This is a genomic window from Haladaptatus cibarius D43 (assembly GCF_000710615.1).
GTDB lineage: Archaea > Halobacteriota > Halobacteria > Halobacteriales > Haladaptataceae > Haladaptatus > Haladaptatus cibarius.
Genome location: NZ_JDTH01000002.1, coordinates 797,165 through 816,119, shown reverse-complemented (window position 1 = coordinate 816,119; position 18,955 = coordinate 797,165). Strand labels below are relative to the sequence as shown.

20 protein-coding genes are annotated in these 18,955 nt (G+C 59.6%); 15 read left to right on the top strand and 5 right to left on the bottom strand.

Translation table 11 applies throughout. From position 1 onward, the window contains the following. The first annotated feature begins 65 nt into the window (after positions 1 to 65). Entirely contained in the window at positions 66 to 1,061 is a 996-nt protein-coding gene (locus HL45_RS09565) for a 5-methyltetrahydropteroyltriglutamate--homocysteine methyltransferase (protein WP_049970877.1), read from the top strand. Further along, a complete protein-coding gene (locus tag HL45_RS09560; RefSeq protein WP_049970876.1) occupies positions 1,058 to 2,149 on the top strand; it encodes a methionine synthase in 1,092 nt (363 codons plus the stop codon). Before HL45_RS09565 ends, HL45_RS09560 begins: the two co-directional genes overlap by 4 nt. Before the next feature lie 766 nt (positions 2,150 to 2,915). On the opposite strand, the gene HL45_RS20820 is transcribed toward HL45_RS09560, so the two are convergent. Then, positions 2,916 to 3,062, bottom strand: coding sequence for a hypothetical protein (locus HL45_RS20820; protein WP_158413684.1), 147 nt, complete (start codon positions 3,060 to 3,062; stop codon positions 2,916 to 2,918). A 36-nt stretch (positions 3,063 to 3,098) separates the two neighbouring features. Here HL45_RS20820 and HL45_RS09555 point away from each other — a divergent pair, with 36 nt between their 5' ends. The 3 genes from HL45_RS09555 to HL45_RS09545 all read left to right on the top strand — a co-directional run bounded on the left by HL45_RS09555 (position 3,099) and on the right by HL45_RS09545 (position 7,366). Beyond that, positions 3,099 to 4,445, top strand: a complete 1,347-nt coding sequence (locus HL45_RS09555) for a ribonuclease J (protein WP_049970875.1) — start codon at positions 3,099 to 3,101, stop codon at positions 4,443 to 4,445. Position 4,446: 1 nt separating this feature from the next. After that, positions 4,447 to 5,502 carry a geranylfarnesyl diphosphate synthase gene (idsA3, locus tag HL45_RS09550; protein WP_049970874.1) on the top strand — a complete coding sequence of 352 codons (1,056 nt, stop codon included), beginning with the start codon at positions 4,447 to 4,449 and terminating at the stop codon, positions 5,500 to 5,502. A 145-nt stretch (positions 5,503 to 5,647) separates the two neighbouring features. Beyond that, positions 5,648 to 7,366 carry a glutamate--tRNA ligase gene (locus HL45_RS09545; protein WP_049970873.1) on the top strand — a complete coding sequence of 573 codons (1,719 nt, stop codon included), beginning with the start codon at positions 5,648 to 5,650 and terminating at the stop codon, positions 7,364 to 7,366. Between the two features lie 252 nt (positions 7,367 to 7,618). Here HL45_RS09545 and HL45_RS21215 read toward each other — a convergent pair whose 3' ends face one another. Continuing rightward, positions 7,619 to 7,771, bottom strand: coding sequence for a hypothetical protein (locus HL45_RS21215; RefSeq protein ID WP_162833868.1), 153 nt, complete (start codon positions 7,769 to 7,771; stop codon positions 7,619 to 7,621). Between the two features lie 106 nt (positions 7,772 to 7,877). Between HL45_RS21215 and HL45_RS09540 the strand changes: the two genes are divergently transcribed. Then, on the top strand, positions 7,878 to 8,165 hold the full coding sequence (locus HL45_RS09540) for a HalOD1 output domain-containing protein (RefSeq protein WP_049970872.1): 288 nt from the start codon (positions 7,878 to 7,880) through the stop codon (positions 8,163 to 8,165). Positions 8,166 to 8,209: 44 nt separating this feature from the next. Further along, positions 8,210 to 8,890: a helix-turn-helix domain-containing protein gene (locus HL45_RS09535; RefSeq protein WP_049970871.1), complete on the top strand. Its 681-nt coding sequence runs from the start codon at positions 8,210 to 8,212 to the stop codon at positions 8,888 to 8,890. Here HL45_RS09535 and tmcA read toward each other — a convergent pair. The 3 genes from tmcA to HL45_RS09520 all read right to left on the bottom strand — a co-directional run bounded on the left by tmcA (position 8,887) and on the right by HL45_RS09520 (position 12,575). Beyond that, on the bottom strand, positions 8,887 to 11,178 hold the full coding sequence (gene tmcA, locus HL45_RS09530; protein ID WP_049970870.1) for a tRNA(Met) cytidine acetyltransferase TmcA: 2,292 nt from the start codon (positions 11,176 to 11,178) through the stop codon (positions 8,887 to 8,889). The genes HL45_RS09535 and tmcA overlap by 4 nt on opposite strands. A gap of 187 nt (positions 11,179 to 11,365) precedes the next feature. Next, positions 11,366 to 12,223, bottom strand: a complete 858-nt coding sequence (locus HL45_RS09525; protein ID WP_049970869.1) for a cytochrome c oxidase subunit 3 — start codon at positions 12,221 to 12,223, stop codon at positions 11,366 to 11,368. A 118-nt stretch (positions 12,224 to 12,341) separates the two neighbouring features. Further along, a complete protein-coding gene (locus HL45_RS09520) occupies positions 12,342 to 12,575 on the bottom strand; it encodes a hypothetical protein (RefSeq protein ID WP_049970868.1) in 234 nt (77 codons plus the stop codon). Between the two features lie 165 nt (positions 12,576 to 12,740). On the opposite strand from HL45_RS09520, the gene rpl7ae reads away from it, so the two are divergent. From rpl7ae to HL45_RS09480, 8 genes are all read left to right on the top strand, one after another. Then, on the top strand, positions 12,741 to 13,103 hold the full coding sequence (rpl7ae, locus tag HL45_RS09515; protein ID WP_049970867.1) for a 50S ribosomal protein L7Ae: 363 nt from the start codon (positions 12,741 to 12,743) through the stop codon (positions 13,101 to 13,103). Between the two features lie 11 nt (positions 13,104 to 13,114). Further along, positions 13,115 to 13,342 carry a 30S ribosomal protein S28e gene (locus HL45_RS09510; RefSeq protein WP_049970866.1) on the top strand — a complete coding sequence of 76 codons (228 nt, stop codon included), beginning with the start codon at positions 13,115 to 13,117 and terminating at the stop codon, positions 13,340 to 13,342. Next, positions 13,342 to 13,533 carry a 50S ribosomal protein L24e gene (locus HL45_RS09505; protein WP_049970865.1) on the top strand — a complete coding sequence of 64 codons (192 nt, stop codon included), beginning with the start codon at positions 13,342 to 13,344 and terminating at the stop codon, positions 13,531 to 13,533. The genes HL45_RS09510 and HL45_RS09505 overlap by 1 nt, the downstream gene beginning before the upstream one ends. Continuing rightward, the gene (gene ndk / locus HL45_RS09500) at positions 13,530 to 13,988 is read left to right on the top strand and encodes a nucleoside-diphosphate kinase (RefSeq protein ID WP_049970864.1); all 459 of its coding nucleotides are present in this window, start codon (positions 13,530 to 13,532) and stop codon (positions 13,986 to 13,988) included. The genes HL45_RS09505 and ndk overlap by 4 nt, the downstream gene beginning before the upstream one ends. A 147-nt stretch (positions 13,989 to 14,135) precedes the next feature. After that, positions 14,136 to 15,539 carry a selenium-binding protein SBP56-related protein gene (locus HL45_RS09495; RefSeq protein WP_049970863.1) on the top strand — a complete coding sequence of 468 codons (1,404 nt, stop codon included), beginning with the start codon at positions 14,136 to 14,138 and terminating at the stop codon, positions 15,537 to 15,539. A gap of 10 nt (positions 15,540 to 15,549) precedes the next feature. Further along, a complete protein-coding gene (locus HL45_RS09490; RefSeq protein WP_049971984.1) occupies positions 15,550 to 15,888 on the top strand; it encodes a 2Fe-2S iron-sulfur cluster-binding protein in 339 nt (112 codons plus the stop codon). 67 nt (positions 15,889 to 15,955) lie between these two features. After that, the gene (locus HL45_RS09485) at positions 15,956 to 18,388 is read left to right on the top strand and encodes a penicillin acylase family protein (protein WP_049970862.1); all 2,433 of its coding nucleotides are present in this window, start codon (positions 15,956 to 15,958) and stop codon (positions 18,386 to 18,388) included. Further along, a complete protein-coding gene (locus HL45_RS09480; RefSeq protein WP_049970861.1) occupies positions 18,385 to 18,729 on the top strand; it encodes a hypothetical protein in 345 nt (114 codons plus the stop codon). The genes HL45_RS09485 and HL45_RS09480 overlap by 4 nt, the downstream gene beginning before the upstream one ends. Positions 18,730 to 18,955: the final 226 nt, after the last annotated feature.

Sequence of the window (18,955 nt, the reverse complement as noted above, 5' to 3'; positions counted from 1 at the left end):
AATTACCCATGTGCATTTTTTAGAACGGAAAATATTAAACACCGGCATATCATAGGGTCGGGTACATGACCGAGCGCATCGCAACCACACCGGGTGTGTTTCCGCTTCCCGATTGGGCGAAAGACGACTGTTCCGACCTGAAGGGCCACCAGAAAGACGACCTGATTACCGGCGACGAAGGCCCGGAACTGACCGCCGTGTACGACGAGGCCCGCGAGGAGATCGTCACGGTACAGCAGGACGCTGGACTCGACCGAATCGTGGAGGGACAGCTCCGCTGGGACGACATGCTCGCCCATCCGCTCACGGTTCACGACTCCGTCGAAACCGGCGGTATCGTGCGCTACTACGACAACAACAACTTCTACCGCGACCCCGTCGTCGTGGACGAACTCACCTTCGACGGCGACGTAGCCGCCGAACTGGAAGCGACCGCGGAACTCGCAGGTGACGTGCAGGCAGTTCTTCCCGGCCCGTACTCGCTCGCGGATTTGGCGGCCGACGAATATTACGACGACGACGAGGAGTTCCTCGCCGCTGTCGCCGACTTTCTTGCTGGCGAAGTCGATGCGTTTCCCGACGTTGAAACGCTGTTCCTCCTCGAACCGTCACTGGTGGAGAACCCGCCGGAAGACGGCGAAGATGCGCGCGCCAGCGAAGCCATCGATGTCGTGGCCGATGCAACCGACGCCGCAGTCGTCGTCCAACCCTACTTCGGGTCGCTTTCCGAGAAAGTTCACGCGCACCTGCTCGACGCCGACGTGGACGCCGTGGGCTACGACCTCGTCAGCGACCACGATGGCTGTCTGTCCAACGTGAACGAGTACGGGACGAAAGATTCCGTCTCGCTCGGCCTCGTGGACGGTCAGAACACGCTGGTCGAATCGCCCGAAACCGTCGCCGAGCGCGTCGATTGGTTCGAGGAGAACACGCCCGTCAACGAGTTCGACACCGTCTATCTGACGACGAACACCGAGACGTTCTATCTGCCGTACAGCAAGTTCGAGAAGAAACTCGCTGCGCTCGCCGAAGCCGCGCAGTTGGAGGAGGTGAAAGCATGAGTAGCGAGGTTTCGGATGAATCTCGGAACGCACGAAACCAGTTCCGCCCAGACGACCACGACAACGACCACTTCATCCTGACGACCGTCGTCGGAAGCTACCCGAAACCGAAGTGGGTGGACAGGGCGCGCGACCTGTACAACGACCCGGAAGCCGACTTCGACGAAACAGCGTGGAACGAGGCGAAAGACGACGCCTGCCGACTCATTACCGACGAACACGAGCGCGCGGGCTTGGACGTGGTGGTCGATGGCGAGATGCGCAGAAACGAGATGGTCGAGTTCTTCGCCCACCGCATCGACGGCTACGAGTTCAACGGGCCGGTGAAGGTGTGGGGCCACAACTGTTTCGACAAACCGAGCGTCGTGAACGAGGTCGAATACGACGAATCGTGGCTCGTGGACGAGTACGAATTTACGAAGGAGGTCGCGGAGCGCCCTGTCAAAGTGCCGATTACCGGCCCCTACACGCTTGCGAGTTGGAGCTTCAACGAAGCCTACGAGGACGAAGCATCGCTGGCCTACGACCTCGCGGATTTGGTCAACGAGGAAATCGAGAAACTGGTCGATGCTGGCGCGCGCTACATCCAAATCGACGAACCCGCATTGGCGACGACGCCGGACGACCACGCCATCGTCGGCGAATGTTTGGAGCGAATCGCCGATGGCGTCCCAGATGATGTCTACCTCGGTCTGCACGTCTGTTACGGCGACTACTCGCGCATCTACCCCGAAATTTTGGACTTCCCGGTGGACGAGTTCGACCTCGAACTGGCAAACGGCGACTACGACCAACTGGACGTGTTCCGCGATCCCGAGTTCACCGCGAATCTCGCGCTCGGCGTGACCGACGCCCACACCGCTGAAGTCGAGACTGTCGAGGAAATCAAGGCGAACATCGAGAAAGGTTTAGAAATCGTCCCGCCCGAGCAGTTGACCGTGAGTCCGGACTGTGGCCTGAAACTGCTCCCCCGTGAGGTGGCGTACGGTAAGATGGAGAACATGGTCACGGCCGCGCGTGAGATAGAGGCCGACCTCGATTCGGGTAAAATCGAGGTCGGGAGCGCCCCAGTGAGTGCTGACGACTAGGGGGGTAGAGTCGGTTCCCGAGTGACTCTCTCGTTTCCGTCTTATTCTCGTAGTTGAACTATGGTGTGAGTAAGTCGCTAGGGACTTTCAGTTGTTTTTTATGCTGTTCGCAAATCACGACAACACATAACCGCCCTGCACCGCATCCGCCCACACGCCTCCCCAACCGACTCCTTTACTCGCTGACGCTCATTTCAGTCGCCCCTCGCGCGGTAATCAGGAGGCCTGCGGGTGTCCCGCAGGCCTCCCGGCGCACGCGCCACGAGGTTTGTGTAAATTCGTAAAATCCAAACAAACGACATGGATCGGGAAGGCGAACCGGTTCCCGGTTCGCCCGCGCGAGGTCTTTCGAGTGGAGTTTCGTGAGTGACAGAGGAGCGAACGAAAGCAGGAAAGAGCGTGTCTCTTTCCGTGCGACGGAAGGCTCGGAAGTCGCAAACGAGCAGGAACGTCTTCCGATGGACGAGCGACGGAGGAGTGAGGAGGTTGGAGAAGACGAGGTGCGGTGGCGGTTTCATCGGAGTCGTGATTTGCTAGTCACGACGGATTCACAGAAAATAGTATCGCGACAAAATTCCTGAAACGCCATTTTATGTGCTAAAATTTCACACGGGCGAAAAGTCGATAGCTGGACAAGAAATAGAAAACAACAAACGGAGACGTCTGTTGACGAGGAATACCAAATTAATAGATTCTGAAAGCGCTGAAACTAAATTCTAACCGACCCGTTACTACCCCCCGACGAACACAATCCCGGCAGTTTTTATTACCGGGGCGCGTAGGTGCGCTCAGACTGGGCAACTCGCGGGCGAGCGGCTTTGCCGCGCGCGAGTGCCAGACCGACGTGCTGCAAGACGCCGGGGTCTGACGCTCGCGGCCCCGCGAGGATTTCAGTGAGCAACGCAACCGCCACGTCGCGTGGCGTTTCAATGCTTGAGGAAAACCAACTATGGAAATCGAAATTGCAACCATTGGCGGCTACGAAGAAGTTGGACGGCAGATGACTGCCGTGCGCGCGGGAGACGACGTCGTCATCTTCGACATGGGACTGAACCTGTCGAAGGTGCTCCTTCACGACAACGTTGAGACGGAAAAACTACACAGCCTCGACTTAATCGACATGGGCGCGATTCCGGACGACCGGGTCATGTCCGACCTCGAAGGCGACGTGAAGGCTATCGTCCCAACGCACGGTCACTTAGACCACATCGGTGCCATCAGCAAGTTGGCCCACCGATACAACGCACCAATCGTCGCCTCGCCGTTCACCATCGAACTGGTGAAACAGCAGATTCAGGGCGAGGAGAAGTTCGGGGTCGAAAACGACCTCATGAAGATGGAAGCGGGCGAGACGATGCAGTTGAGCGATGAAGTCGAACTGGAGTTCGTCAACGTCACTCACTCCATCATCGACGCAATCAACCCCGTGGTTCACACCCCCGAGGGTGCCATCGTCTACGGACTCGACAAACGAATGGACCACTCGCCGGTTCTCGGCGACCCCATCGACATGAAGCGCTTCCGCGAAATCGGCCGCGAAGGCCCCGGCGTCCTCGCCTACATCGAGGACTGTACGAACGCGGGTCGCAAGGGTCGCACGCCGAGCGAATCGGTCGCTCGCCGTCACCTGAAAGACGTCCTGTACAGCATTCAGGACTACGACGGCGGTATCGTGGCGACGACGTTCTCCAGCCACATTGCCCGTGTCAAGAGTCTCGTGGAGTTCGCCGACGACATCGGTCGAACGCCGGTTCTGCTCGGTCGTTCGATGGAGAAATATTCCGGCACCGCAGAACGCCTGAACTTCGTTGACTTCCCAGAGGACATGGGGATGTTCGGCCACCGAAAATCGGTTGACCGAACGTTCAAACGCATCATGAAGGAAGGAAAGGAGAACTACCTCCCAATCGTCACCGGGCACCAGGGAGAGCCACGCGCGATGCTGACCCGAATGGGTCGTGGCGAGACGCCGTACCAACTGCAAGACGGCGACAAAGTCGTCTTCTCCGCCCGCGTCATTCCGGAGCCGACGAACGAGGGGCAGCGCTACCAGTCCGAGCGACTCCTGAAGATGCAGGGCGCACGGATTTTCGACGACGTCCACGTTTCCGGCCACCTCCGCGAAGAAGGCCACTACGAGATGTTGGATGCGCTGCAACCGCAACACGTCATTCCGGCCCACCAGAACATGAAGGGCTACGCGCCGTATGTGGATCTCTGTGAGAGCCAAGGCTACCGCCTCGGCAGAGACCTCCACGCTACGCGAAACGGCAATCTCATCCAGCTTGTCGATTGATATGACTGACGCGAGTACGGAATCACGCGAAGAACTCGTCATGCAGACGGTCGAACAGCGCCGCGAGTTGGTCAACGAGGCCATCGAGGAAGACCTCCCAATCGTCAAGCCGGAGCGCCTCTACGAGGCATCTCGGTATCTGCTCGACGCGGGCGGGAAACGGCTTCGCCCGACCGTGCTGTTGTTAGTCGCGGATTCGCTGGCCGACGTCGAACCCATGTCGGAAGCGTACCGGAAGTTCCCCGCGCTCGACGGAACCGAATTGGACGTGATGGCCGCTGCGGTGAGCATCGAGGTCATTCAATCCTTTACGCTCATCCACGACGACATCATGGACGACGACGACCTGCGCCGCGGTGTTCCGGCGGTTCACGAAGCCTACGACGTTGAAACGGCGATTCTGGCCGGTGACACGCTGTACTCGAAGGCATTCGAAATCATGCTGGACACGGGGGCGTCGCCGGAGCGCTGTGTCCGTGCGTTGGACGTACTCGCATCAACCTGTACGAAAATCTGTGAGGGACAGGCCCTCGACGTAGCATTCGAGGAGCGCCCGGACGTGCTCCCCGAAGAGTATCTGGAGATGATAGAGAACAAAACCGCCGTCCTCTACGGGGCGGCGGCGAAAGTTCCCGCCGTTCTGCTGGGTGCCGACGACGAGGTCGTCGAAGAACTCTACCAGTACGGTATCGACGTCGGTCGCGCGTTCCAGATTCAAGACGACGTGCTCGACCTGACGGTTCCGAGCGAGAAACTCGGCAAACAGCGTGGGAGCGACCTCGTCGAGAACAAACAGACCATCATCACGCTTCACGCTCGCAAACAGGGTATCGACGTGGATTCGCTGGTCGAAACCGACGATGTCGGCGACGTGACCGAGCCAGAAATCGACGCCGCGGTCGCACGACTCGAAGACGCCGGAAGTATCGACTACGCGCGTGAGAAAGCGCAGGAACTCGTCCGACGTGGTAAGGGTCGGCTCGATGTCCTGCCGGACAACGAATCGCGCTACCTGCTCGAAGAAATCGCGGACTATCTCATCGAGCGCGGGCACTGAGTCCCAGAGCACAACCGAGCATTTCACCGGACGAAATCATTTTTGTTCGTTCCCCGACGCCGATTCGAGGAGGGCGACCTGTTTTTTCGCACGTCCGAGTACGAAAGAGCGAGATTTTTCATTCAGACCCACAAACCATCGGGCAATGAACGACGATTTGCGTGCCCAAATCGAAACTGAAGTGGAAAAACACGCGCTGTTCAACGCGCTGAAACACGAAAGCGACGCGGATGTCGGTGCAATCATGGGGCCGCTGATGGGCGAAAATCCGGAGTTCCGCGAGCACGGAAATGAAATTCCGGGCGTCGCCGGGAAAGTCATCGGGCAGGTGAACCAGTTGGACACCGAGGGAAAGCGAGAGCGACTCGCGAAAATCGACCCCGAACTGGTCGAAGAGTTGGATGCCGAGGGTGAGGAAGACGACCGAGTGCTTCCCGACCTCCCGAACGCGGAGGAGTACGACCAGATTCGAATGCGCTGTGCGCCGAATCCGAACGGCCCGTGGCACATGGGGCACGGACGAATGCCTGCCGTTATCGGGACGTACAAAGACCTGTACGACGGTTGGTTCCTCGTTCGGTTCGACGACACCGACCCGGAGACGAAGCGACCGGACATGGACGCCTACGACGACATTTTGGAGGACATCGACTATCTCGGCTTCGAACCGGACGAGGTGATGACGGCCTCCGACCGTCTCGAAATCTACTACGACCACGCCCGCGACCTCATCGAGAAAGGCGGCGCGTACACCTGCTCCTGTTCAGGCGAGGAATTTTCGAACCTGAAAAACGACGCCAAACCGTGTCCGCACCGCGACAAGGACGTGGAGACGACGATGGCCGAGTTCGAGGACATGATTGCCGGGGAGTACAGTTCCGGCGAGATGGTGCTTCGCGTGAAGACGGACATCGAACACAAAAACCCGGCCCTGCGCGACTGGGTAGCGTTCCGGATGATAGACACGCCACACCCACGCGAGGAAGCCGAGGAGTATCGGTGCTGGCCCATGCTCGACTTCCAGTCCGGCATCGACGACCAGCTGAAGGGCATCACGCACATCATTCGCGGCATCGACCTACAGGACTCCGCGAAGCGCCAGCGGTTCGTCTACGACTACTTCGACTGGGAGTACCCCGAGGTCATCCACTGGGGCCACGTGCAGGTTGACGAATACGACATCAAGATGTCCACCTCGACAATCGGCGAACTCATCGAAAAGGGCGAACTCGACGGCTGGGACGACCCACGTGCACCCACGCTCCAGAGCGTCCGCCGACGGGGAATCCGGGGCGAAGCCATCACGGAAGCGATGGTGGGACTCGGCACCTCCACGAGCAACGTCGATTTGGCCATGAGCACCATCTACGCCAACAACCGCGAGTTGGTGGACGACGACGCGCCACGATTCTTCTTCGTCCGCGACGGCGTCGAATATCCGCTCATCGGCGAGCATCCCGAAGTCGCGGAACCCGCGGTTCACCCCGACCACGAGGACAGAGGCACGCGAACGATTCCGGCGGGCGAAGCCGTGCTCATCGAGTCGGGCGACATTCCCGATCACGGCGACCGAATCTGGCTGAAAGGACTCGGTTGCTTCCAGCACACCCGCGATGCGCTCCAGTACACGGGCGACGACATCAGCGCAGTTCGTGATGAAGGCGTGGACGTGATTCACTGGGTGCCCGCCGAGGAGAACGTTTCAGTTCGCATGCGAACCATGGACGGCGACGTTGCGGGTCGCGCCGAACCGGACTTCGCAGACACCGAGATTGACGATATCGTCCAGTTCGAGCGCGTTGGATTCGTGCGAGTCGATAGTCAGGGCGGCGACGAAATCGTGACCTACTACACCCACGACTGAGCGAAATCGAATTTCTGTTTTTACGGCTTCTTGATTTTTCACCGTCCACGCGGCCACCACCGCGAAACGAGCCAGTACGGCGAGTTTCGCAGTCGGCGGGGAAGGGCAGGGCGGGCCTGGTGGATGAAGGGCGAGCGACTGCAAGGAGCGAGGGCTTCGTTTAGAGTCGGTGGTAGCTAGCTTCTCGTCCGTTTGTCGTTTTCCGGTGGGCTGAAAATTTGAGTAAGACGCGACAATTTCCACTCCTCGCTATCACCACTCGACATCGTCCAATGGTTCGGCAACCACACCGTCTTTTTGCACCAGCACTCGGGCATGGGCGGTACACACCTCGCAGTTGGCGGCCCACGGGATGTGGAGTCGAACCGCAGCCTCGTTCTCGCAGTCGTCCTCTGTGCATTCCATGTTCGAAATACGGTTTCGAGGCTAATCCCCATCACGGTCGGACGTGGTTTAAACTGGTTTCGAGAATAACCCCCTTCTTCAGGGACGTTGGGCAACTTCGTTGCTCATGGACACGAGTGAGACGATGGAACGCGCCGAGTACGTATACCGAATGGACGACGAAGAAAGCGTCACCGACGGCGTCATCACCGCGGTTGGAAACGCGACCGGACTGTCGATGACCGAGGTGCCGCCACTCCACGAGAGCGTCGATGTCGATGCCCTGAATGACTTATTTTCGGATAGCTACGATGGCACCTCGCGGAATCGGGGCCGTATTGGATTTATGTACTGCGAGTGTAAGATACATGTCTGTAGCACTGGTCGGGTTCTTGTGGAACCCGACGAAAACTGAATGCTCCCCAGGTTGCCGACACGGGGTGGAGGGACTATCACACAATGACGGTCATCGCCGAAGTGACGATTCCCGCGGACGAACTTGCGCTCGCAGAGACGTTCGAATCGGTTCCCGGATTGGTCGTCGAACTCGAACGAATGGTGGTGCACCCGGACAATCGAACGATGCCATACATCTGGACTGTCGGGCAAACCGGGAACGATGTCGAGGCGACGCTACAAGATGACCCGACGACGACGGCAGTCACCAAACTCAGTGAACTCGACGGCGGGTCGCTCTATCACATTCGCTGGTGTCGGGAGACGCAGTTCACGATAGAAGAGATTCTGAAAGTTGACCCGATAATCATCACCGGAACCGGTGCCAGACAGGGTTGGGATTTCCAAATTCGGTTCGGCGACCAAAAGAGCATCTCGAAGCTACAGGAGAATCTCAACGACCGCGACGTATCCGTCGAACTGAAACGCCTGTACGCGCCAGAAGCGCCGACGGTGGATGGACAGTTCATGCTCACGCCGAAACAGCGAATCGCACTGACGGTCGCCCTCGACGCGGGCTATTTCGACGTACCGAGAAAGGCGAATCTAAGCGAACTGGCGGAGCAACTCGATATTACACCGCAGGCGCTCTCGAAACGGCTTCGACGGGCGCACAAAACGATGAGCCGGTACGTGCTCACCAAGAGTGAAAGCGCGGTAGACCGAGACAAACGACGCGATTAATCGACGTATCGCCACATTTCTTCTTTCGCGGATTCGTTCCCGTACTGTCGCACGAGCGGTCTGAACGTTTTTCCGAGGGTTCGCATGGCCTCCCCCGTCGAATGAAAACCGAGTTCATCGGCGACTTCGACCCACTCCCGTGTCTGTAGCACTTTTCGTACCAACAGACGCTCTTGCCGGAGGGACAGAACACCCGATTCGATGTCCTCGGGGTCGATGAAATGCTTCACGGCGATTTGCCGGAATGGGCCGGGGTCGTGGTCGAACTGTCCCGGCCCGAACGCACTGGCCGAAACGTGGCGCCATTCCGAATCGGAAAGTGAAAGCGGGACGGTGGCGCTTGTCGCTCGTAACGCTTCGCGCACCACGTCCGGTTCCATGTCGGACAGTGCGTCGGAAAGCACCGACGCGATTCGCGCCGAAAACCGGCGTGCGTGGCGGTCGTACAACTCCTCACCTTTGTCGCTCACCGGGGAGAGCATGAGAACGGAATACTCGCCGCTGGCGTCGTTTCGGGTGGTCGAAAGCTGAATCGTGCTGTAGCCGTTTTCGCGCCAGAATCGGAGCAGTTCGGGCGTCGCGCCGAATCCGGTTCCGAGCCAATCGACTTCCGAAAACTCTTGGCGAATCTCTCGAAGCAGACGCGACCCCAACCCCGAAGAGCGAACCGCGTGGTGGGTTGCGATTCGCATGACGCGCAGTCCTTCTGGAACTGCGGCCGAAATATCGCGGAGTTGGGTCGTCAACACGTCTGGAAGCATGTTTCCGTTCACGCGTTCCCCGTCGTACATTCGCTCGCGCAGTGCTTCAGGGAGGTTCCCCTCGCGGGCGAGCAAGGCGACACTGACGACGTGGCCGTTCCAGCAGAGCGCCCGAACGACGACGTTCGGCGCGTCGAGCAGTCGAGCGAGGTCGGCCGGTTCGGTTCGGTAGTGTGCGAGGACGAGTAAGCCGAACGTCTCCCGAAGCAGGTGTTCGTCCGCGAGCAAATCCCCGGGAGTGAGTTTCCGGTAGGTTGCTCCTTCGGGAGTCGCGTCATCCACCAGCGGTTCGACTGCGGGCCGGGCGTCGAGCGCGAGCGCGCGAAACGCCCACACCTCGATTGGGTCTCCGGGGGCGTAGCGAATCGGTTCGACCACGCTCACCTCGGTCACCTCGTGGTCGCTTGCTTCGAGTCGGTCGCGGAATCGCACCGAAAAACCGCGGCCTGCACCTTCGTAACCGTGAACTGTCGTCGTGAACGCGAGGCGTGAAAAATCGAGGAATTCCTCCAGCAGACCGACGGAGAGCGAGGCGGCTTCGTCCACCAGCACCACGTCGGCGTCCATTTCGCCAGTGCCATCCCCATCCGGCTCGACAGCAGTCGTCGGCTTTTCGAAACGAATCGAGCCACCGGATTTCGATTCGATTCGCGTCGGTGGGTCGTGGTTCGTGTCGGCCAGTTCTCCCATCGCATCGAGGATGGCTTCGGCGCGGACGAACACCTCGCGGGCACTCCGGTAGTTCCGGGCCGTCACGAGAACGTCGTTTCCTTCGCTGGCGAGACAGCCGACTGCGATGCCGCCGGCGCTCGATTTTCCCCGTCCGCGGTCTGCTTCCACGACGACTGCGCGGGTCGGTTCGCGGAGCGATTCGAGCGCATTCACGACGGAGCGCTGGTCGTCGGTGAGGCAGGCGTCGTAGGCGACAGCGGGGAATTGACCCTCGAAAGAATCAGTCTCGCCTCCCGAACGCGCTCGGGAGGCGAGCGTGGAGGGAAGGAGTCTCGGCGCGGAGTTCGTCAATCCGTCTTTTTCGACGGTTCCGACATCCACGTTCACGATTGCGATGCCGGGGTGCGCGCGGAGCGTAGCGACGAGGCGTGCGCGAAAATTTCCGGAAACGTCTTCGACGTCGAATGGTTCCACCGCCAGCGACTCGTCGAACTCGTCGCGGCGGTTCGACCACGAATCGAGTGGCGGTGCGAGCAGGAAAAACAGGCCACCGCCGTCTACTGCGCCGATAACTCGGCCCAAGGCGTTCGGGCGGAGTTCGTCGTGCGCGTCGAAAACGACCGCCTCGTGAGTGGTTCCGAGCAGGCTTCCGGCGCGACGTTGGGTAACTTGCTCGCAGTCGAGTTCGCACTGGGGGGCGACCTGTACCGTCTCTTTGGATGCGATTGTGGCGGTGGCGAGTGCGTCTCGGACGGCCTCGTATCCAGCATCTCGGTCGCCTGAGAAGACGACCATCCGTCGCTCGTTCGACTGGCGGGCCTCGTTTTGCAAGGCAGTTGCCAACGATACGTCCATAAACGGAATTGGTCCGACCACCGCAAGGATGTTTCTCTTCGGTCGAACACTGGAAGGTCAGGAGCAGCGGCGAGGTGGGGTTAGGTGATGGCGCCAACCCGCTCGCATAGTGTTGCGGGGACCTCGCCAAATACACAGTGCATAGCATACACTAAATGCTTTGTGGTGGTTGCAAAATTATGACAATTTAACCGGAAAGCGATGCCCCCGCGTAGATGGACACCACGAGGAATATCCAGACCGCGTCCACGAAGTGCCAGTACATCGAAACCGTGCTGACGGAGGTGTCCCGCTCGGGACTGTACTGCCCGATGAGGGCGCGCCCGAGCAAAATCGTCATGAGGACGATTCCGAGTGTAACGTGGAGTCCGTGAAGTCCAGTCAGGCCGAAAAAGGCGCTTCCGAACACGCCGGACGTGAGCGTGAATCCCTCGTGCGTGATGAACTCGTAATATTCGAAAATTTGCCCGCCGAGGAAGACGACCGACAGCAGAACTGTCAAGGCGAGCAAACCGACGAACTGCCGCCGCTTCCCGCGATGAAGCGCGACGTGCGAGAAGTGGAGCGTGACACTGCTCGTGACGAGGAGGAGCGTGTTGACGAGGACGAGCGAGTTAATCAACGGTGGAATCGTCTGGCCAGTCGGCGGCCACGCTCCCGCGCGAATGAAAAAGTAGTAGACGAACCCAGCGCCGAACGTCGCCACTTCGGTAATGAGAAACAACACCATCGCCCAGCGAAGTTTCGTCGCGCCGCTTCCCTCGGTACTCCAGTAGTGGTCAACGAATCCGTGATACAGCCAACCGTACAAGCCGACGAGGAAGACCACCGTGCTAGCGACGAAAACCGTCGCACTGGACAGCGGTGAAACGTAGTCGTTTCCGCCGTGACTAAGCACGTACAGTCCCGCACCGACGTATATTCCTGCCACGCCGAGCGCCGACACGAACGGCCACCACGACGCTTCGCCGAACCCTCGCGGCCAATCCTCCGGTGCCGGATGGTGCTGATGCTCCGGTTCCTCCCCGACGTTTCCCCCACTCATATTCGATAGTAGTACGTTCCGAATCCACAAAACGCTCATTCGGATTTGTCGGAGAGGTTTCGAACCTGATTTTGTAACCCAACCTCAGATAGCCAAAGTGAAGCGTTTTTGTCAGCAGTCAGTATCGTTCTCGGTCACAAGAGGTCTGCATCGAGTCGTCGCAAAAGTCGGGGATTTCAACGACGGTTCGCAGGCGTTCGTCGAACGACTGGGTTTCACGCGGGAAGGCCGACTCCGTGACCACCTCTTTTCGCGGGGCGAGTATCGGGACGTATTTTTCTACGGCCTTCTCCGTGACGAATGGACGAGCAATTCGGACGATTGACGGAAATCGGTCGAAACCGCCGGTCACGACCGCATGTGCAAGCGTGGCACCCCGTCATTCATTTGAAAGCGTTTTTATGGGGGCATCATCAACTCAAGAGTACAACCTGCGTGGGGTTGATGATGCTCCTAGCCGCACAGGACTTCGAACGGCAGGGGAGCCTGAGCCAGCACGTAGGATAGGTGAACAACCATGCCAGTATATGTCAACTATGACGTCCCAGCCGACCTTCAAGACCGAGCGCTCGACGCGCTCGAGGTCGCACGGGACACGGGAACCGTAAAGAAAGGAACCAACGAAACGACCAAGGCAGTCGAGCGCGGCAACGCCGACCTCATCTACGTCGCAGAAGACGTTCAGCCGGAAGAAATCGTCATGCACCTGCCGGAACTCGCCGACGAGAAGGGTATCTCTTTCGTCTTCGTCGAGACGCAGGACGATGTCGGTCACGCGGCCGGACTCGAAGTCGGCAGTGCCGCCGCCGCCATCGTTGACGCTGGCGAAGCCAGCGACGACGTTGATGACATCGCCTCGAAGGTCGAGGAACTTCGGTGAGGTGACTCACGATGAGTGCTGAAGAGACCGGACAGGAGGACTCCACCTCCGCCGAGGTCATCGAAATCGTCGGTAAGACGGGGATGCACGGCGAGGCCATGCAGGTCAAATGCCGCATCCGCGAGGGAGAAAACCAAGGGCGTATCATCACGCGCAACTGTCTCGGCCCCGTTCGCGAGGGCGACGTGCTCCAGTTGCGTGAAACCGCACGCGAGGCAGACTCCATCGGAGGACAATAATGCCACAAACACGAGAGTGTGACTACTGCGGCGACGACATCGAACCCGGTACGGGAACGATGTTCGTCCGCACGGACGGAACGACTATTCACTACTGCTCCAGCAAATGCGAGAAGAACGCCGACCTCGGTCGTGAACCCCGCGACCTCGAATGGACGGCGGACGGCCAAGCACAGAGTGGTAGCGAATGAGCGAGCGAACCTTCGTGATGGTCAAGCCGGACGGCGTTCAGCGCGGCCTCATCGGGGAAATCGTCTCCCGATTCGAAGACCGCGGTCTGAAGATGGTCGGCGGCAAGTTCATGCAGATCAGCGAAGAACTCGCCCACGACCACTACGGAGAACACGAGGGCAAGCCGTTCTTCGACGGCCTCGTTGACTTCATCACGTCCGGCCCAGTCTTCGCAATGGTTTGGGAAGGACAAGATGCAACGCAACAGGTTCGCCGAATGATGGGCGAAACCGACCCCGCCGAATCCGCCCCGGGCACCATCCGCGGCGACTTCGGACTCGACCTCGGCCGGAACGTCATCCACGGCTCCGACCACGAGGACGAGGGCGCAAACGAGCGGGAAATCGACCTCTTCTTCGACGAAGCAGAACTGGTCGATTACGAGAAAATCGACGCCGAGTGGCTGTACGAGTAAGCCACGACTGACTTCGATTCCGTTTCATTTCTGTAGACTACAAGACGGAAGAGAGGTCGCTTTCGGGCATTTTCAGGCAACATTTGCCGCAACCCGCCACACCACGCCCATTGCTACCGTAGCCCATTTTTGGGGGAAAGGGGAAAAATGAGCGATATCGAATCACCCGAAAGCGGGGCGCACGAGCATCACGAACATCACCACGACGTAGAAGGGCCGGGCTATGCCACGCCGCAGGCCGCAATCGAGCAAGCCGACCGCGAGAAAATCTCCTACGTTCCGTCGCTGTACGTCGGGACGGACGTTGACGCGCCGGATTTTCTGTCGGTCGTGGACGTTGACCCGGATTCTACCACCTACTGCGAGGTCATCGACACGGTGGAAATGCCGAACAAGGGCGACGAACTGCACCACTTCGGCTGGAACGCCTGTTCGTCGTCCTGTCACGTCGAAGGATTGGAACGGCGACACCTCGTCGTTCCGGGCCAGCGGTCGTCCCGACTGCACATCGTGGACACGAAAAACCGGGAGAGTCCAGAAATCGTGGACGTCATCGAACCCGAGGAAGTGTACGAGTACGACCTGTCGGCACCGCATACGGTTCACTGCATTCCCGACGGCGAGATTCTCGTCTCGATGCTCGGGGACAAGGACGGCGATTTGCCGGGGGGCTTTCTCGAACTGAACGACGATTTCGAAATCGAAGGCCGGTGGGACCCACCGGGCGAAATCGGCATGAACTACGATTTCTGGTACCAACCGCGGCACAACGTGATGGTTTCGAGCGAATGGGCCGCGCCGAAGACGTACTATCCCGGCTTCGATTTGGAGGACGTGGAGAAAGGCAACTACGGCCACGAAATCAACATTTGGGACTGGACGAACCGAACCGTCGAGCAAACCATCGACTTGGGAGAAGAGGGCCTGATTCCGCTGGAAGTCAGATTCCTCCACAGTCCCGAGGCCGCCCACGGCTACGTCGGTGCGGCGCTTTCTTCGAACATGTTCCACTTCTACGAGCGCGAAAAAGAGTGGTTCGCGGAGAAGGTAATCAACGTGGAACCGCGCGAACACGAGGATTGGGATATGCCCGTTCCGGGCCTCATCACCGACCTCCTCGTCTCGATGGACGACCGATATCTGTTCTTCTCGAACTGGCTCCACGGCGACGTCCGAATGTACGACGTGAGCGATCCGAAAAATCCGCGGTTGGCAGACCAACTGTGGGCTGGCGGCCTGTTCGGCCCGCGACATCCGACTGGAGAAGACGACCGAGAGGTTATCGCCGGGCCGCAGATGCTCCAGTTGTCCATCGACGGCGAGCGACTCTACTGGACGACCTCGTTGTTCTCGACGTGGGACAACCAGTTCTACCCCGAGGAGGCAGAACGCGGTTCCGTGATGCTGAAAGCCGACGTAAATCCACGGAAGGGAACGATGACGCTGGACGAGGATTTCCTCGTGGACTTCGGCGAGATGCCGAATGGCCCGGCCCGAGCGCACGAGATTCGATGGCCGGACGGCGACTGCACGAGCGACGTATGGCAGTGAACGAGCGACAGTGAGCGACCGACACCGAATCGAACTCCGGTGGCGAGGGCGAAACGGGCGAACCGGACGAACCGAAATCGTCCGCGCCGAGAGCGACGAGTCGATTCTCGACGCGGCAGAACGGGCCGATGTCGGCCTCCCGTTCGGCTGTCGAACCGGTGCGTGTGCGACCTGTACCGGGCGACTGCTTACGGGGAAAATCGAGCATCTGCGGCCACCGAGAGGATTGAAAAACGACTCGAAAGAAGACGGATACGTTCTGCTCTGCATTGCGCGAGCGAAGTCGGATTGCGAAATCGAAGTCGGAAGCGACGTGCAAACCGACCTCGTGACGAATCCGTGGAAGTGACCGGTAATCGACTACCCGCTCATTTCAGGATGACGATATTTATATCGTCCACGCCACACGTTGTGATATGGACACAGACATCACGCGGCGGGCGCTCGTCGCGGCGATTATCGGCGGGAGCGTCGCCGGAGGCACGCTCTCACCGGTTCGGAGCTATCTCCAGCAGTTTGCCCCACTCAGCGGGACGGCGTGGGAGGGTGCGACCGACCGCACCAACTCCCGGGTGGAAAGTTCCTACGGTTCGGCGGAACTTCGATACGATGAGGACGGGGTTCCGAATATCACCGCCGAACGCGAGGAGGCACTTTACTTCGCGGTTGGCTACGCACAGGCGAGGGACAGACTGTTTCAACTCGACCTTCAGCGCCGACTGATGCGCGGGGAAGTGTCCGCCGTGGTCGGCGAATCGACGGTTTCGAGCGACGAGTTCCACATCCGGATGGATTTCGCGGGCGCGGCGGCAGCGACGTGGAACCACGTTGCCGACACCGAAACCGGCGACCTCGTTCGGGCGTTTTCCGACGGCGTTAACAGCTACATCGAGAACGAACCGCTCCCGCTCGAATTTTCCCTGTTGGAGTACGAACCCGACTCGTGGACGCCCGCGGACACGATGTTGATGGAAAAACAGATTTCGTGGAATCTGACGGGAAGTTTTCTAACACTGCGCCGGGCGAAGGTCGCCGAGGTGCTCGGAAAGGAGGCCGCAAATCAACTGTATCCGGCACGCCTCGACCACGATTCGCCCATCATCCGAAACGACGGGGATGCCAGTGAGGAGTCCACGAACGCGGTTGGTTCGCCAGGCGAACTAACCGCCGAGAAATCAGCGACGGAAAGCGAGAGGAAATCGGTGAGCGGAAGCGACGGAACATCGGCGGTGGATTCGGTCGGAACGCCTCTACTTGACTGGTTGGGCGAGTTCGAACGCGACCACGGAATCGGGTCGAACAGCTGGGTCGTCTCCGGGAACCACACGAAAAGCGGCCAGCCAATCGTGGCGAACGACCCGCACCTCAGTCTGATGGCCCCGCCGGTCTGGTACGAGATGAATCTCGAAGTCGGCGAAACGCGGACACGCGGCGTCACCTTCCCGGGTGTCCCGTTCGTCGTCATCGGGGAAAATCACGCCGGAGCGTGGGGCTTCACGAACACCGGGGCGGACGTTATCGACTTCTATCGGTACGAGACGGACGGAAATCGTTATCGCTACCGAAATGAGTGGCGGCAATTCGAGACGGAACAGCGAGAAATCGAGGTCGCGGACGGCGAGAACAGAACCATAACCACCCGGAAGACGGTTCACGGGCCGATGCTGGAGCGCGAAGGCCACCGCGTCGGCGTCGCGTGGACTGGCCACACGGCGACCGAGACGACGCTGGCGATTCATCAGTACGCAAAGAGCGAGGGGATGGAGGACGTTCTTTCTGCGACTCGGCAGTTCGACCTGCCGACGCAGAATCTCGTGTACGCGGACGAATCCGGCAACACGCTCTACTACGTCACGGGGCGAATTCCGCGGCGGATGGTAGATGGGGAGCAAGTTCGCGGAAATCGAATCTTCGACGGTTCTGCCGGAGAAGGCGAATGGGAAGGATTCACTCCCTTTGGCGTCTCGTCGTGGGAGGGATTCGTCCCGTTCGAAGAGAAACCGCACGTCGTCAACCCCGACGTGCTGGCGACCGCGAACCAGCGAGTGACAGACGACCCGTACCTTTCGGAGGGCTACTCCAGTCCGTATCGCGGAGAACGAATCTACGAGATGCTGGACGAGGCGGCCGAATCCAGCGACATCGACGTGGCGACAATGAAACGGATTCAGGACGACACGTTCGACATCCGCGCCCGAAATCTCGTGCCGGAACTGGTCGAATCCGCAAGCGGGGAGAATGACCTTCAGTCGCCAGTCGAAATGCTGGCAGACTGGAATTTCAGGATGGAACGCGACTCTCGGGGTGCCCTGCTGTTCGTCCACTGGTTCGACGCGTTTCACGACGAGACGTTCGGCGACGAGTTCGAACAAGCGGGATTGGACGAAAGCTACTACCCGCGAGATTGGGCGCTTGCGAACCTCGAAGGTTCGGCGACAGGCCGCTGGTTCGGCGACGGCGGAAAGCAGGGCACGATGGTTCGCGCCCTGCGAACTGCCGTGGAGACGATTGACGAGGAAGGGTACGAAACGTTCGGCGACTACAACACGACCCGAACCATCACCCACCCGTTCGACCAGTCGTTCCTAAATTATCCCGAGCTGCCGACAGACGGGTCGGCTCACACGGTGAACAACTATCGCGTCGAGTCGGCAGTCGGCAGTAGTTGGCGCATGATATGCCCGACGGGGAGCGATTCGGAGGCCATCATTCCGGGCGGTAACTCGGGAGATTATTTCTCCGATCACTACCGCGACCAACTGAAAGCGTGGGCGGACACGGAGTACAAACCCATGCCGCTCGAAATCCGCGGCGACGTGGCGGTTACGTTCGACGGAGGCGAGCAATGAGTCGATTCGATGAAAGTCCACTCGCCGAACTTCGAGCGAATCCGACCCACCGTTTGCTTGCGGTCGGTGCCGGTGTCGTCATCGGACTCGCCCTCGCGTGGGTTCACTGGCTCGGCCTGCTGGTCGGCGGGATGCTGGTCAGCTTCCCGACGAAAAACTGGAAACGCGGTGTTCTGGCCGGATTAGGTTTCGGCGTTCTTTCGCTTCTCGTTTTCCTCTCCCTGCTGGCGTTTTATGGGTCGCTCACCCCCGCCCTCGGAATGGGCCAGATTACCGTACTGTTGGTGGCGATTCCGCTCGCCGCGGGGACGATTGGCGGCCTTGCGCGTGCGCTGGTTTAAACGGTTTCGTGAATTTCCCCAATCCCAGTGGCGCGCGAAGGCGCACCAGAAGGTGCGCCCGCGCGAGGGACGACTGAACGAGCGACAGCGAGTGAGGGAGTCGGTTGGGGAGGTGTGGGCGGGTGCGGTGACGGTTTCATTGATGTCGGAACTACCATCGACTGACAGAAAAATGGGGTATTGCGCATTTCCACCACGGAAACACGAGTGGAGGTCGTATTTCCGA

Coding starts and splice junctions, on each gene's coding strand:
- idsA3 (WP_049970874.1), top strand. CDS start 4,447: ATGACTGACGCGAGTACGGAATCACGCGAAGAACTCGTCATGCAGACG.
- HL45_RS09485 (WP_049970862.1), top strand. CDS start 15,956: ATGGACACAGACATCACGCGGCGGGCGCTCGTCGCGGCGATTATCGGC.
- ndk (WP_049970864.1), top strand. CDS start 13,530: ATGAGCGAGCGAACCTTCGTGATGGTCAAGCCGGACGGCGTTCAGCGC.
- HL45_RS09525 (WP_049970869.1), bottom strand. CDS start 12,223: ATGAGTGGGGGAAACGTCGGGGAGGAACCGGAGCATCAGCACCATCCG.
- HL45_RS09555 (WP_049970875.1), top strand. CDS start 3,099: ATGGAAATCGAAATTGCAACCATTGGCGGCTACGAAGAAGTTGGACGG.
- HL45_RS21215 (WP_162833868.1), bottom strand. CDS start 7,771: ATGGAATGCACAGAGGACGACTGCGAGAACGAGGCTGCGGTTCGACTC.
- HL45_RS09505 (WP_049970865.1), top strand. CDS start 13,342: ATGCCACAAACACGAGAGTGTGACTACTGCGGCGACGACATCGAACCC.
- HL45_RS09480 (WP_049970861.1), top strand. CDS start 18,385: ATGAGTCGATTCGATGAAAGTCCACTCGCCGAACTTCGAGCGAATCCG.
- HL45_RS09565 (WP_049970877.1), top strand. CDS start 66: ATGACCGAGCGCATCGCAACCACACCGGGTGTGTTTCCGCTTCCCGAT.
- HL45_RS09495 (WP_049970863.1), top strand. CDS start 14,136: ATGAGCGATATCGAATCACCCGAAAGCGGGGCGCACGAGCATCACGAA.
- HL45_RS09535 (WP_049970871.1), top strand. CDS start 8,210: ATGACGGTCATCGCCGAAGTGACGATTCCCGCGGACGAACTTGCGCTC.
- tmcA (WP_049970870.1), bottom strand. CDS start 11,178: ATGGACGTATCGTTGGCAACTGCCTTGCAAAACGAGGCCCGCCAGTCG.
- HL45_RS09545 (WP_049970873.1), top strand. CDS start 5,648: ATGAACGACGATTTGCGTGCCCAAATCGAAACTGAAGTGGAAAAACAC.
- HL45_RS09540 (WP_049970872.1), top strand. CDS start 7,878: ATGGACACGAGTGAGACGATGGAACGCGCCGAGTACGTATACCGAATG.
- HL45_RS09560 (WP_049970876.1), top strand. CDS start 1,058: ATGAGTAGCGAGGTTTCGGATGAATCTCGGAACGCACGAAACCAGTTC.
- HL45_RS09510 (WP_049970866.1), top strand. CDS start 13,115: ATGAGTGCTGAAGAGACCGGACAGGAGGACTCCACCTCCGCCGAGGTC.
- rpl7ae (WP_049970867.1), top strand. CDS start 12,741: ATGCCAGTATATGTCAACTATGACGTCCCAGCCGACCTTCAAGACCGA.